We start from the raw sequence: 13,202 nt of genomic DNA, 5'->3' as shown, positions 1-13,202 counted from the left end.
AAGTATATAGGAACAGGGCCTGCCGCTATGCGGCAGGCCCTGTTCCTTTGTGCCGCCCCGAAGGGCTTCCTGTTACAGACTATACCGCAGCGTGCGGTACAGCCGCTGGGTACACCGTGCCAGCGTCCGGGATACCGTGGACTTGCTGATCCCCAGCTCCTGTGCGATGTCCGTGACCCGCTTGCCCTGGGTGAAGTGCATCCTCAGCAGCTGCCGCTGCCGGGGCGTCAGCTCCTCCTCCACCGCCAAGGGCAGATTCACCAGCAGACGCCGGATCTGCTGGCGGTTGTCCTCCTGCTGTCCCTGCTGCCACAGCTGCAGGCTGGCGATATCCAGCGGGTCATAGCGGCCGGAGCCGTCAGATACGGTATGCCGCATAGCGGTGGCACCCCCTGTCATAGTAGTGGGCGGTGTGATACGCCAGCTCACGGGCCTGCCGCCGCAGGGGCATCAGCTCCCGGATGCGCCGCTGCAGACACAGCACCTCCTCCGGGTCCTGGGCCGTCAGGGCCCGCTGATGCAGCTGCCGGATGCGCTCGCCGATAGCGTCGGCGCTGGCGGCATAGTCGTGGGACATTTCCTGCAAGGTCATAGAACTTCCTCCTTCCGATCTCCCCATGTTCCTCCTATGTACGGCGAAAAAATTCGCCGGGAACGCAAAAATACTGTTGACAAACGGGCCTTCATCTGGTAGTATAGATTCGCTGGTCAAATGCTGGTGTAGCTCAGCTGGTAGAGCAGCTGATTTGTAATCAGCAGGTCGGGGGTTCGAATCCGTCCACCAGCTCCAATTTGATATGGGGGATTTCCCGAGTGGCCAAAGGGGACAGACTGTAAATCTGCTGGCAACGCCTTCGGTGGTTCGAATCCACCATCCCCCACCAAACCGACGAGTCTTTTACGAGACTCGTCGGTTTTCTTTTTGTCCGAGAGCCGATGCCGTCTCCTGACGGGGCGCAGGAACGATCCTCCGGCCCAGCGGTTCTAAATACCAGTAGCTTTGGATATGATACCCTTGTGATGCCAGTATTCTTGTGAGTGAATTAAGACTATCACAAGAATCTTGTTATGTCAAGAGGGAATTAACAAGTTTCTTGTTAAAATGCCTTGACAGAAAACAAGAAATATGGTAGCATCACAGTGAAACCGTCGAAGGAAGTCGAAGGAGGGCGTGACCATGAGCTTTGGCGATCAGCTGAAGAAGCGCCGGGAAGAGCTGGGCCTGTCCCGCTCGGAGCTGGCGGACCGGCTGGGGGTATCCCGGTCGGCGGTGGGCAATTATGAGACCGGCGTCAGCGCTCCCAAGGAGGAGGTGCTGCTGCGGCTGTTCGATGCCCTTCATGTGGAGCCCAACTATCTGTATCGGGATGCCTACCGGGGCGGGGGAGAGGGGGTCAGCGACGAGGAGCGGAGCCTGCTGGAAAAGTACCGTCGGCTGGGCCTCTCCGGGCGCCAGACCCTCCACACCGTGGCGGATGCGCTGGGGACCATGCAGCAGGAGCTGCAGGCCGCCGCCCCGGAGCCTGCGCCCCGTGTCATCCCGCTGTATTGCTCCCCGGCTGCAGCGGGCTATGCCGCCCCGGTATTCGGGGAGGATTATGAGCCCTTGCCCGTCACCGGTGAGGTCCCCACAGGGGCGGAGTTGGCGGTGCGGATCCAGGGCGACTCCATGGAGCCCTATATCCACGACGGCTCGGTGGTGTACGTGAACCATGACCCCCTGCGGGCGGGAGACGTGGGCATCTTCTGCGTGGACGGCGATATGCTCTGTAAGCAGTACTACCGGGACCTGCTGGGGGTGGTGTATCTGTTCAGCCTCAACCGCCGCCGGGCGGATGCGGACGTGATCCTGCCCTCCAGCAGCGGCCGCAGCCTCACCTGCTTCGGCCGGGTGATGCTCCACGGCTTGCCTATACCGGAATAAAAAAGACCCGTCGGAAAACCAATGGCTTTCCGACGGGTACTTTTTTCCCGCTCTCACAAAATAAAGCCGCCGTCGCAGGTCAGCACCTGCCCGGTGATGAAGTCCGCCTTGTCCGAGGCCAGAAACGCCACGGCGTGGGCGATGTCCTCCGGCGTTCCCAAGCGGCCCATGGGAGTCTCCTGCGCCAGCTGGGGCAGTACCTCGGCGGGCAGGGCATCCAGCATATCTGTGCGGATGACACCCGGCGCCACGCAGTTCACCCGGATGTGGGTGGGGGCCAGCTCCGCCGCCAGAGATCGGGTCAGGCCGATGAGGGCCGCCTTGGTGCAGGAGTAGGTGACCTCGCAGCTGGCGCCCCGCAGCCCCCAGATGGAGGAGGTGTTGATGATGCACCCCTGGTGGTGGTGCAGCATGGCAGGCAGCACCGCCTGAATGGCGTGGTAGGCGCCGTCTACGTTGACGGAGAAGTAGCGGTGCCACAGCTCATCGGTGATGTCCTGAAATAGGGCCTGTCCCGCCACACCGGCGTTGTTCACCAGCAGCGCTACCGGGCCGAAGGCATCCTCCACCTGCCGGACCATGGTATTCACCTGTTCCCGGCAGGCCACATCCGCCTGCACCGCCATCACCCGGCAGCCCTCCCCGGTGAGCTGTTCCACCAGTGACCGGGCGCAGTCCTCCCTCTCCCGATAGTTGATACATACGGCCCAGCCCTGCCGGGCCAGTTCCGTGGCCACGGCCCGGCCGATGCCACGGGAGGAGCCCGTGACCAGTGCGATTTTCTCCATGAAGTGTTCCTCCTTGTGCGCCTACGATGTTCTTTGACAGCAGTATAACAAAAACTTTTCAGATTGGCAAGAAAAGTGTTGACAAACGGGAGACTTTCCGGTAGAATACTTTTGTTCGCACGGTTAGCTCAGCTGGTAGAGCACATGCTTGACGTGCATGGGGTCACAGGTTCGAGTCCTGTACCGTGCACCACACGTCAAAGTCCCGGAATCACTACGATTCCGGGGCTTTTCTTTTTTTTGCTCATTTCTTATTTATTAGTAACGTGTTAGTAACAGCGTCCACAAGTGTCTGTGCGTCTATGTGCGTATATATGTTTGCGGTGGTGGAATAATCGGCGTGTCCGAGTGTTTTTTGCAGCATTTCCGGTGGCAATCCCTCTTTTACCGCACGGGATGCGTATGTGTGGCGTGTGGGGCCTTGCGCTCTATGCCGTGTTCGCTGGATGTGTGATGGTTAGAATAATTATATAAAATGTAATTGTATGCAGTCCAACAAATGGGGTGCAGTTCAGATCACCCGGTGCCCTTTTTATCCCCGAAGGGCTGGAAAAACCCATCGTGAGAAAATTTTCGCACCCTGCCTGCCGAAGTACCTCCGCCCCGTGAGAATTTTGTATCACACCCGAAAAAACTGCCAAATTGTACCATTTGCCCACGTGACCTGACCGACACTCCGCTGCTCTGCGCAGTTTCCACGAAAAAGTCTGCAGAATCATTCTACAATACAGGACTACAAGCAGCATAAACGGACGAACTTTGTTAAATAATAGTTAATATATACGACGAGATAAGTTTTTTGATTGTTAAACTTTAGTCAACTTTACGGTTGCAATTTTTTTATTACAGAGATAGAATAATATCAACAACCAATGTGTGTGTTGTTCCGCCACGGGCGGCATTCAAGATGTAAGGAGAAAAAGTATGTTCAAGAGATTCACCAACGCTTGCGTGCGTGTTGTGAACCGCTGGCTGCCGGATGCATTCCTGTTTGCCGTCATCCTGACCTTCGTGGTCTATGTGGCAGCCATGTTCGCCACCGGCATGGGTCCCATCAAGGTGCTGGCTGCATGGGGCAATTCCGACGGCTTCTGGGGTCTGCTGGCCTTTTCCATGCAGATGGCTCTGGTGCTGGTGCTGGGTTCCGCCATGGCTTCCGCCAAGCCCTGTAAGAAGGTGCTGCGGAAGGCCGCTGGTCTGTGCCACAATAATATGCAGGCCATCGTCATCACCACCATGGTCTCCACCGTGTGCTGCTGGCTCAACTGGGGCTTCGGCCTGGTGGCCGGTGCGCTGCTGGCCAAGGAGGTGGCCAAGCGGGTCCCCACCGTGGACTATCCCCTGCTGATCGCCTCTGCCTATTCCGGCTTCGTCATCTGGCACGCCGGTCTCTCCGGATCCATTCCCCTGACGCTGGTCACCGGCGCCAAGTTCGGTGAGGTCACCTATCAGGCCGCCATCACCGAGACCATCTTCCACCCCATGAACATCATCATGTGCGCCGTGGTGCTGCTGGCCATGCCCTTCATCAACTACGCCATGCACCCTGACCGGGAGCGTGCCGTCACCATCGATCCCACCCTGCTGGTGGAGGACGAGGATAAGACCTACGAGATCAACACCCCCGCTGAGAAGCTGGAGCATTCCAAGATCCTGTGGGGCATCCTGTGCCTGGCCTTTCTGGTGTATATCATCTACTACTTCGTCACCAACGGCTTTACGCTGGGCCTGAACATCGTCAACATGATCTTCATGTTCCTCGGTATCCTGCTCCACGGCGACCTGCGCCGCTATGTGGACGCTGTGGCGGAAGCCGCCGGCAGCGCCTCCGGTGTGCTGCTGCAGTTCCCCTTCTATGCCGGTATCATGGGTATGATGGTGGTGCAGAATGAGGCCGGTGTGTCTCTGGCAGGCGTCATCTCCCAGTTCTTCGTGAACATCTCCAACAACGTCACCTTCCCCATGCTGTCCTTCCTGGCAGCCGGTATCGTGAACTTCTTCGTTCCCTCCGGCGGCGGCCAGTGGGCCGTGCAGGGTCCCATCATGATGCCTGCCGGCGCAGAACTGGGCATCGGCGCTGGCCGTACTGCTATGGCCATTGCATGGGGCGACCAGTGGACCAACATGATCCAGCCCTTCTGGGCCTTGCCTGCGCTGGGTATCGCCAAGCTGTCTGCCCGTGACATCATGGGCTATCTGGTGGTGGTCCTGCTGTTCGTGGGTCTGGTAGCCTGCTTGGGCTTCCTGGCCTGGGGTCTTCTGTTCTGATATCTTCCTATCTTTTCCATACTCCTCAAAGCAAAAGAGGCTGGGTGTCCACCCAGCCTCTTTTGCGGTTTCGATTTTACTTCACCCAGCCCATCAGCTGCACGAAGTTCCAGATGAGCTTGCAGCCATAGAAAATGATCACACCGCCGCACACCTTATTGATGATGTTCAGCGCCTTCTCGTTGAATTTGCTGCCCAGCAGCGACACAATGGTGGAGAGAGTCAGAAACCAGATCACCGACGCACTGCCGAAGCCGAAGATAAAGGGTAGATCGCCCCCGGTGGGCAGGCTGGCCCGGAAGGCCCCCAGCATCATGGTGCCGTCGATGATGGCCTGCGGATTGAACCACGTCACCACGAAGGCGGTGGTGAACAGCTTCCATACCGGCACGTTTACATCCTTACCGCCCTCCAGCGATGCCTTGGACCGCAGCAGCCCGATACCGATCCAGATGACGATGAGACTGCCCAGCCCCAGAATGACCTTCTGCAACCACGGCAAAGCCTGCATCAGAGCGCCTGCCCCTAAAAAGCAGGAGACACCCAGCGAGACGTCCCATAGAATCACGATCAGCGCCGTCAGATAGACCCGGCTGCGCTTCTGGGTCAGGGCGCTGTTGATGACAAACAGATTCTGCAAGCCAATGGGGGCCACATACGCCAGTCCCATGGTCAGTCCCTGCAAATAAATGTTCATAGCGGTGATTTTCTCCTTATTGGTTATTTACTCCGGTTTTGCTACCTGCTATAATGATAACACATTCTCCCCGAAGCGCAAGAGCGCAGATAAAGCTGAGCAGGTAAGGAGGAACTGACCGTGTCCCATTATGACTGCCCCTGTATGGAGAAATGCCCCCTGCACTACGCCATGTCCCTCATTGGCGGCAAGTGGAAGGTGCAGATCCTGTGCTCCGTCACCAACGCCGGGACCATCCGCTACAATGCCCTGCGGGGCAAGCTGGATGGTATCAGCAACACCGCGCTGTCCTCGGCTCTGCGGGAGCTGGAGCGGGACGGATTGATCCTGCGCCGGGAGTATCTGGAGGTGCCGGTGCGGGTGGAGTATGCCCCCACCGAGGACTGCCGCCGCCTGCTGCCCATTCTGGAGCAGCTGTCCGACTGGGCGGAGGCCCGTATGCCCGCCGATGAATCCACAACGAAAAAGGAGGAACCGCAATGACCATCCAAGAAGCACTGGAAAAGCTGCAAGGCTATGAGAAAGCCACCTTTGCCCTGAACCACGCAACGGGCCTTATGTACTACGATGGCGCCACCATTGCCCCCAAGGGGACGGCGGAGCTGCGGGGCAGCACTCTGGGTGAGCTCTCCCGCATGGGCTATGAGCTCACCACCGCCCCGGAGACGGTGGAGATGCTCCGCACCCTTATGGAAAACCGTGAGGAGCTGGACCCCATCACCCGCCGGAAGGCGGAGGAGCTGTGGCGTGACTACGACCGCACCCACCGTGTTCCGGTGGAGGAGTACGTAGCCTATCAGGAGCTGTCCGCCAAGTCCGACGCCGTGTGGCACGAGGCCAAGGAGAAGAATGACTTTGCCCTCTTCGAGCCCTATCTCCAGCAGATGTTCGATGCCAGCCGCCGCATGGCCGGCTACTGGGAGCCGGAGAAGGCCCCCTACGAGACCATGCTCTCCACCTTTGAGCGTGGCCTGACGGTGGCCCAGTGCGACGCTTTCTTCGCCTCCCTGCGGGAGAAGCTGGTGCCGCTGATCCAACAGGCCACCGCCCACGCCGACCGGGTGGACGATGCCCCTCTGCACCGGAACTACCCCGTGGCTATCCAGCGCCAGTTCTCCGACTTCATCATGGACGTCATGGACATCGACCGGGACCACTGTATCATCGGCGAGACGGAGCACCCCTTCACCACCAACTTCTCCCGTGACGACGTCCGCATCACCACCCACTACTTCGCCGATCAGGTGGCCTCTTCCCTGTACTCCGTGGTCCATGAGGGCGGCCACGCCCTCTATGAGCTCCACACCGGCCGGGAGTTGGCTCGCACCTGCCTTGGAAACGGCGTCTCCATGGGCATCCACGAGAGCCAGTCCCGGTTCTACGAGAACATCATCGGCCGCAGCCGGGCCTTCTGCTCCGTCCTGCTGCCGTGGCTGAAGGAGCACTTCCCCGCCCAGCTGGTGGACGTGACGGAGGAGCAGTTCTACCGCATGGTGAACCGCTCCCGGCCCTCTCTGATCCGCACCGAGGCCGATGAGCTTACCTACTGCCTGCACATCATGGTCCGCTATGAGCTGGAGAAGCAGATGTTCGCCGGCACCATCACCGCCCACGACCTGCCCGCCGCATGGAACCGGTTATATAAGGAGTATCTGGGCGTGGATGTCCCCTCCGATCGGGAGGGCGTCCTGCAGGATTCCCACTGGGCCAACGGCAACATCGGCTATTTCCCCTCCTACGCCATCGGCTCCGCCTACGGCGCCCAGTACCTGCTGGAGATGCAGAAGGATCTGGACGTGGAGGCCGCCGTCCGCTCCGGCAAGCTCACCGCCATCAACCGCTGGCTGGAGGAGAAGATCTGGAAGTACGGCTGCATGAAGGACCCTGTGGCCCTCTTCGAGTCCGTCTGCGGCCCCTTCCGTCCGGAGGAGTACGTGGCGTATCTGGAAAAGAAGTTCACGGAGATATACGAATTGTAATTTCTCGTAACGATAATACAAGATATTATCGCCCCGGAGTGTTCCACGGAACCCTTCGGGGCGATTTCTGTCCGTCCACCCGCCGAAGAATAGAAACCCTCTCCTGTCTATTCTCCACGGACAACGGGTGAAAGGTCTGTAAAAAATGACGAAATAGGACAAATACCCCTTGCACTCTGTCGATCATGGTGCTATGATACAACTATCAAGTGTGCGGCGAAAAGCCCATGGGCTTTTATCGTTTCTTAGAAACGATAAGGAGAGGTCAAAGAGGTTGCCATTCTGAGGAGGGGCGCAGCCCCGACGTGAGAGTCCGCATTCTCCTTGCAGCGCCCCATCGCCCCACACACAAAAAAATAGGAGGAAGATACTATGACAAACCGCAAGAGTACCAAACGGGCCTTGCTGGGCAGCGTTATGGCCATGGTCCTGTGCCTGGCTATGCTGGTAGGCGCTACCTTCGCATGGTTCACCGACACCGCATCCACCGGCGTCAACAAGATCCAGGCCGGCAAACTGGATGTTGCTCTGGAGATGAAGGATGCCAGCGGCAACTGGGTCTCCGCCGAGGGCAAGACGCTGGACTTCGTCAAGGCTGCTGATGCCAAGGGCGAAGCCATCCTGTGGGAGCCGGGCTGCACCTATACCCTGCCGGAGCTGCGTGTCGTCAACAACGGCAATCTGGCTCTGAAGTACATGATCAAGATCACCGGCATCAAGGGGGATGCCAAGCTGAACGAGGCTATCGAGTGGACCATCGGGGATGTGGCGATGGGTGCCGAACAGCACCTGAAGGCCGGTGAGAGCAACGAGTTCACCATCAAGGGCCACATGAAGGAGTCTGCCGGCAACGATTACATGGATCTGACCATCAGCGGCATTTCCATCACCGTCTACGCCACGCAGGACACCGTGGAGAGCGACAGCTTCAACAACCAGTATGACAAGAACGCTGCCTATAAGGGTACGCAGGAATTCACCGAAGGTACCCACACCCTCAGCAACGGTGTCGTGGCTCTGAACCCCAATGACATCGCCGTAAAGGCCAGCGGGCAGGACACCAGTGTCACCATCACCGGCGGCTATTATGACGGCGGCAATGGCGGCAATAACATCTGCGTCTATGCCATGAACGGTGCCACCGTGACCATTCAGGGCGGCACCTTCACCGTGGGCAGCGATGCCAACGGCGAGGGCAACTCCGTCGTGGAGAGCAACGGCGGCAACATCGTCATCGAGGGCGGCTTCTTCTATACCAACTACAACTGGAGCGGCTTCTACTATGTGCTGAACCAGAAGAACAACAACCCCGGCACCATCACCGTCAAGGGCGGCACCTTTGTGAACTACGATCCCTCCAAGGGTGACGACAATCTGGGCGGCAGCTTCGTAGCTGACGGCTATTCCGTGGTCTCCGAGAAGCACGGCGATGACACCTGGTACACCGTGGTCAAGGGTACCGGCGTGATCCCCGGCACGCAGGAAGACCTGAACAACGCCATCACCGATTCTACAAACAAGGACATCACGGTCGTCATGCCCGCCGACCAGACCCTGACGCTGGACAACGGCATCGCCAACGAGGGTGCCAAGGCCCGCAACATCACCTTCGTGGGTGACGGCACTCAGACCGTGGACGTCATCACGAATGCCACCGGTGCCGAGGGCGGTCAGCTGAACTATCAGCGCGGCTCCACCTTCACCTTTGAGAATGTGACCGTTCAGGCCGGTGAGGGCAGCTTCGACGGCATCGTCTGCGACGAGCTGGTCTATCGCAACTGCACCATCAAGGGCAAGCTGACTCTGTACGGCAAGGCCACCTTCATCAACTGCACCTTCGATAACACGATGGCCAACCAGTACTCCATCTGGACCTGGGGCGGCACGGACGTGACCTTCGAGGGCTGCACTTTCAACACCAACGGCAAGGCCATCCTCCTCTACGGTCAGGCCACCGCCGAGAAGCCCACCGATCTGGTGGTGAACAACTGCACCTTCAACGACCGCAAGAGCGGCGCTGCCGGTAAGGCTGCCATCGAGGTGGGCAACGACTACAATGCCACCTACACCCTGACCGTCAACAACGCCACGGTCAACGGCTTCGCAGCCGGCAAGAATACGGGCTCCACCCTGTGGGCCAACAAGAACAGCATGGACGCCGCTCACCTCACCGTCACCATCGACGGCACCAAGGTGCAGTAAGCGCAGAGAGCTGATAACGAGCAAGGCCACCCTGCTAAAGGGTGGCCTTGTCCGCTTACAGCAATATCCGAGACAGAATAAATCGCCCTCCCCCTTGAGGAGAGCGATTTATTTCATTTCCTGTACCAGCTGCTCCAACAATTCCAACTGGCGGCTGCTGAGCCGCCGCAGGGATTTGCTCAGCGACAACAGACGTACCGGGTCTGCGAGTTCTGCTGCAAAAAATTCCTCCGGCGTCACGCCCAGATACTCACAGATGTAGAAGAACGTGGACATGGACGGCAGATTCACGCCGTTTTCGATGTTGTTGATGTACCCGGCGCTCTGTCCCAGCGAAAGACTCATATCACGAGCCGATACGCCCTTGGCCTGCCGCAGCTGTGACATCCGTCGGGCAAACTGCTTCTTCTCCATGACCCACCTCCACGCTTTTTGATAATTGTACTATATAGTCTGCTGAATCTTATCCGGTTATTTAGGATATTTTCTTGACATAACTATTTTAAATAGATATAATGAGAAAAAATACTGTGGAAAGTAGATGGTGATGAAGAGTGGAAGCGCTGATTGGAATCGTTGGTGTGGCAGTGCTGTGTTTCCTACTTTCGGCTCTGTGGGATTTTACAAAAAAGACGGAAAAGGAACAACAGTGGCAGGCCGTGCAAATGCAGGATCGCAAGCGAAAACAGCAGGCGGAAGAAGAAGCGGAGCGATACCGAACGTCTCTGGTAAAGCGGTATAAAAATAGCCCGTTGACAAGGGAAATCCTAAAGACCATTTGCGACGGGACGGAGCGCAATCCGGAGGAGATCGTCATCGACAAAAGCGGTGCCTCCGGACGTACAGACGGGATGGTGCGCAGCTATGATTTTTTAGCGCATCGTGTCCCTGAACTCACCGATAGTAAAGCGTTTTCCTATGAATATCATCCGATTCAGAATCTTGGCGTTACCGATTGTGTGTTTGTTCGTCAACAAGCCGCACTGGCGGAAGCCATTAGGGAAATTCTGGGAGAGGATTATTCTGTTGAATATAAGGATGACGGTCGAATCGTCGTCATGCGGCTGAAGCCAACCAAACACTTTTAATTTTAACAAGGAGGAACACATCATGGCTCGCTGTTATTATCTGGACTACATCAGCAAGGGCTGCCTCAGTAGCTACGACAATGACGAGTATGTCTGCAAGCTCTGCGGCAAGCGCTTTGCCACCAATGACCCGCAGGTGAAGTACACCGGCAACCCCGATTACGGCGAAGAGTATCAGAGATGTCCGGTTTATCGGGACCGCCGCTGACATTAAAAAACCGCTGGCCGTAACGGCCAGCGGTTTTCCTATATTCCCTTCTTACAGCTTTGTGACCATGGGGATGATCATGGGGCTGCGCTTGGTGTGCTTATAGAGGTAGCTGCTCACCGCCGAGCGCACGGCACGGCACACCTCGTTGTCGTCCTTGCGCCGCCGGGCGGCCATTCCGTCCACTGTGGACATGGCCAGCTCCCGCAGCTCCTGCAAAAGCTCCTCGGATTCCTTCACATACACGAAGCCGCGGGTGACGATCTCCGGCTCACACAGCAGCCGGTGGTCGTGGGAGGACATACTCAGTACCACCACCACCATGCCGTCCTCGGCCAGCAGCTTCCGGTCATTGAGTACCACAGCACCCACTTCACCCACGCCGGAGCCGTCCACAAAGACCTCCCCGGCGGGTACGGAGGCCTCGCACTTCATGTGCTTGGTGGTCAGCTCGATGACGGAGCCGTTTTCGGCCACGCAGATGTTCCGGGGGTCCATGCCCATGGCTTCCGCCACCCGCTTGTGGATCTGCAGCATCCGCTGCTCACCATGCAGGGGAATGAAGAACTTGGGCTTGGTCAAAGCGTGGATGATCTTCAGCTCCTCCTGACAGGCGTGGCCCGACACGTGCAGCATATCCGCCTTGTCGTACACCACGTCGGCGCCCTTGCGGAACAGCTCATTGATGACCCGGCCCACCGTTACCTCGTTGCCGGGGATGGCGGAGGCGGAGATAATGACCTTGTCCTGCGGCCCGATGTCGATCTGCTTGTGGGTGGAAAACGCCATCCGGTACAGGGCGCTCATCTCCTCGCCCTGGGAGCCGGTGGTGATGATGACCTGCTGCTGGGGCGGCAGGCCCTTGATGCGGTTGATGTCCATCAGCACCCCCTTGGGGATCTTCATATACCCCAGCTCCGTGGAGACCTTCATGATGTTCTCCATGCTGCGGCCGGTAACGGCCACCTTCCGCCCGCAGGCGGCGGCAGCGTCAATGATCTGCTGGATGCGGTGGACGTTGCTGGCGAAGGTGGTAACGATGATGCGCTGCTTGCAGCCGGTGAACTGCCGCTGGAAGGTCTTGCCCACCATCCGCTCGCTCATGGTGTAGCCGGGGCGCTCCACGTTGGTGGAGTCCGCCAGCAGCGCCAGCACCCCCTCCTTGCCCAGAGCCCCGAACCGGGCCAGATCGATGACCTCCCCGTCAATGGGGGTGGAGTCGATCTTGAAGTCGCCGGTGTGGACCACCACGCCCATGCGGGTGTGGATGGCGAAGGCCACGGAGTCGGCAATGGAGTGGTTCACATGGATGAATTCCACCTGAAACTTCCCCGCCTTCACCGTCTGCCCGGCCTCCACCGTCACCAGCTTGGTGCTGTCCAGCAGCCGGTGCTCCTGCAGCTTCAGCTTGATGAGTCCGGCGGTAAAGCGGGTGCAGTAGATGGGCATATTTACCTGCTTGAGGACGTAGGGGATGGCCCCGATATGGTCCTCATGGCCATGGGTGATGAACAGGCCCCGCAGCCGGGATCTGTTCTTGATGAGATAGGTGACGTCGGGGATGACGCAGTCGATGCCGTACATATCATCGCCGGGGAATGCCATGCCGCAGTCCACCACAATGATCTCCCCGCCGTACTCATAGGCGGTCATGTTCTTGCCGATCTCGTTGAGACCGCCCAGAGGAATGATCTTCAATTTTTCTGCCATATGTGTTGAATATTCTCCTTTACAAGATAAGTAGCGCACAGACAGACTGCCCGTCGGCGGACGCAGCTGCTCCGCAAACGGACACGGCAAAATAGAGGCGGCTCCCGACGTTTCTCTGCGGCGCTGTATCGCCGGAGAAGTCCGGCGGCCCGCCCGACTGTCCTGTGCAAAAGTGGTGAGGGGAATCCCCTCGTTTATTTGATCACGAAGGCCCGCCGCCTCCGCAAAAAATACAAAAAAGGCCATCGCTTTTCAACGATTTACACAAAGTATATCATATTTCTCCGCATTTGTACAGCCTTTCTTTCCCCCTTTTTTCGCCGCCCCTCGCAAAACCC

14 protein-coding genes and 3 tRNA genes are annotated in these 13,202 nt (G+C 58.2%); 10 read left to right on the top strand and 7 right to left on the bottom strand.

Features of this window, described 5'->3' with window-relative positions:
• Nucleotides 1–72: 72 nt before the first annotated feature.
• On the bottom strand, nucleotides 73–378 hold the full coding sequence (locus tag KJS28_RS10490) for an RNA polymerase sigma factor (protein WP_021858156.1): 306 nt from the start codon (nucleotides 376–378) through the stop codon (nucleotides 73–75).
• Nucleotides 359–592 carry a hypothetical protein gene (locus tag KJS28_RS10485; protein WP_213540836.1) on the bottom strand — a complete coding sequence of 78 codons (234 nt, stop codon included), beginning with the start codon at nucleotides 590–592 and terminating at the stop codon, nucleotides 359–361. Before KJS28_RS10485 ends, KJS28_RS10490 begins: the two co-directional genes overlap by 20 nt.
• A 122-nt stretch (nucleotides 593–714) precedes the next feature.
• Here KJS28_RS10485 and KJS28_RS10480 point away from each other — a divergent pair.
• From KJS28_RS10480 to KJS28_RS10470, 3 genes are all read left to right on the top strand, one after another.
• Nucleotides 715–790 (top strand) — tRNA-Thr (locus KJS28_RS10480).
• 9 nt (nucleotides 791–799) lie between these two features.
• Nucleotides 800–884, top strand: a tRNA-Tyr gene (locus tag KJS28_RS10475).
• Nucleotides 885–1,177: 293 nt separating this feature from the next.
• Nucleotides 1,178–1,924 carry an XRE family transcriptional regulator gene (locus KJS28_RS10470; protein WP_213540834.1) on the top strand — a complete coding sequence of 249 codons (747 nt, stop codon included), beginning with the start codon at nucleotides 1,178–1,180 and terminating at the stop codon, nucleotides 1,922–1,924.
• 53 nt (nucleotides 1,925–1,977) lie between these two features.
• Here KJS28_RS10470 and ymfI read toward each other — a convergent pair whose 3' ends face one another.
• The gene (gene ymfI, locus KJS28_RS10465; protein WP_213540833.1) at nucleotides 1,978–2,712 is read right to left on the bottom strand and encodes an elongation factor P 5-aminopentanone reductase; all 735 of its coding nucleotides are present in this window, start codon (nucleotides 2,710–2,712) and stop codon (nucleotides 1,978–1,980) included.
• Nucleotides 2,713–2,829: 117 nt separating this feature from the next.
• Here ymfI and KJS28_RS10460 point away from each other — a divergent pair.
• A tRNA-Val gene (locus tag KJS28_RS10460) sits at nucleotides 2,830–2,905 on the top strand.
• Between the two features lie 51 nt (nucleotides 2,906–2,956).
• Here KJS28_RS10460 and KJS28_RS12860 read toward each other — a convergent pair.
• Nucleotides 2,957–3,160 (bottom strand): tyrosine-type recombinase/integrase, encoded by a 204-nt coding sequence (locus tag KJS28_RS12860; RefSeq protein WP_407701764.1) that lies wholly within the window; start codon nucleotides 3,158–3,160, stop codon nucleotides 2,957–2,959.
• Nucleotides 3,161–3,636: 476 nt separating this feature from the next.
• On the opposite strand from KJS28_RS12860, the gene KJS28_RS10450 reads away from it, so the two are divergent.
• A complete protein-coding gene (locus tag KJS28_RS10450; RefSeq protein ID WP_213540829.1) occupies nucleotides 3,637–4,980 on the top strand; it encodes a short-chain fatty acid transporter in 1,344 nt (447 codons plus the stop codon).
• A 76-nt stretch (nucleotides 4,981–5,056) separates the two neighbouring features.
• Here KJS28_RS10450 and KJS28_RS10445 read toward each other — a convergent pair whose 3' ends face one another.
• Nucleotides 5,057–5,677 carry a LysE/ArgO family amino acid transporter gene (locus KJS28_RS10445; protein WP_213540827.1) on the bottom strand — a complete coding sequence of 207 codons (621 nt, stop codon included), beginning with the start codon at nucleotides 5,675–5,677 and terminating at the stop codon, nucleotides 5,057–5,059.
• A 120-nt stretch (nucleotides 5,678–5,797) separates the two neighbouring features.
• On the opposite strand from KJS28_RS10445, the gene KJS28_RS10440 reads away from it, so the two are divergent.
• The 3 genes from KJS28_RS10440 (at nucleotide 5,798) to KJS28_RS10430 (ending at nucleotide 9,858) form a co-directional block, all read left to right on the top strand.
• A complete protein-coding gene (locus KJS28_RS10440) occupies nucleotides 5,798–6,160 on the top strand; it encodes a winged helix-turn-helix transcriptional regulator (protein WP_324614733.1) in 363 nt (120 codons plus the stop codon).
• Nucleotides 6,157–7,656, top strand: coding sequence for a gluzincin family metallopeptidase (locus tag KJS28_RS10435; RefSeq protein WP_213540825.1), 1,500 nt, complete (start codon nucleotides 6,157–6,159; stop codon nucleotides 7,654–7,656). Before KJS28_RS10440 ends, KJS28_RS10435 begins: the two co-directional genes overlap by 4 nt.
• A 372-nt stretch (nucleotides 7,657–8,028) precedes the next feature.
• Entirely contained in the window at nucleotides 8,029–9,858 is a 1,830-nt protein-coding gene (locus KJS28_RS10430) for a right-handed parallel beta-helix repeat-containing protein (protein ID WP_213540823.1), read from the top strand.
• 108 nt (nucleotides 9,859–9,966) lie between these two features.
• On the opposite strand, the gene KJS28_RS10425 is transcribed toward KJS28_RS10430, so the two are convergent.
• Nucleotides 9,967–10,272 carry a helix-turn-helix domain-containing protein gene (locus KJS28_RS10425; protein ID WP_213540821.1) on the bottom strand — a complete coding sequence of 102 codons (306 nt, stop codon included), beginning with the start codon at nucleotides 10,270–10,272 and terminating at the stop codon, nucleotides 9,967–9,969.
• Between the two features lie 140 nt (nucleotides 10,273–10,412).
• On the opposite strand from KJS28_RS10425, the gene KJS28_RS10420 reads away from it, so the two are divergent.
• Nucleotides 10,413–10,946, top strand: coding sequence for a hypothetical protein (locus KJS28_RS10420; protein ID WP_213540819.1), 534 nt, complete (start codon nucleotides 10,413–10,415; stop codon nucleotides 10,944–10,946).
• Between the two features lie 22 nt (nucleotides 10,947–10,968).
• Nucleotides 10,969–11,154, top strand: a complete 186-nt coding sequence (locus KJS28_RS10415) for a hypothetical protein (protein ID WP_213540817.1) — start codon at nucleotides 10,969–10,971, stop codon at nucleotides 11,152–11,154.
• Between the two features lie 51 nt (nucleotides 11,155–11,205).
• Here the strand turns inward: KJS28_RS10415 and KJS28_RS10410 are convergent, their stop codons facing one another.
• Nucleotides 11,206–12,864: a ribonuclease J gene (locus KJS28_RS10410; RefSeq protein WP_213540815.1), complete on the bottom strand. Its 1,659-nt coding sequence runs from the start codon at nucleotides 12,862–12,864 to the stop codon at nucleotides 11,206–11,208.
• Nucleotides 12,865–13,202: the final 338 nt, after the last annotated feature.

This window comes from Vescimonas coprocola (assembly GCF_018408575.1).
Lineage (GTDB): Bacteria > Bacillota > Clostridia > Oscillospirales > Oscillospiraceae > Vescimonas > Vescimonas coprocola.
Note: the sequence above shows the minus strand (reverse complement) of the source record. Positions and strands in the feature narration are given on the sequence as shown.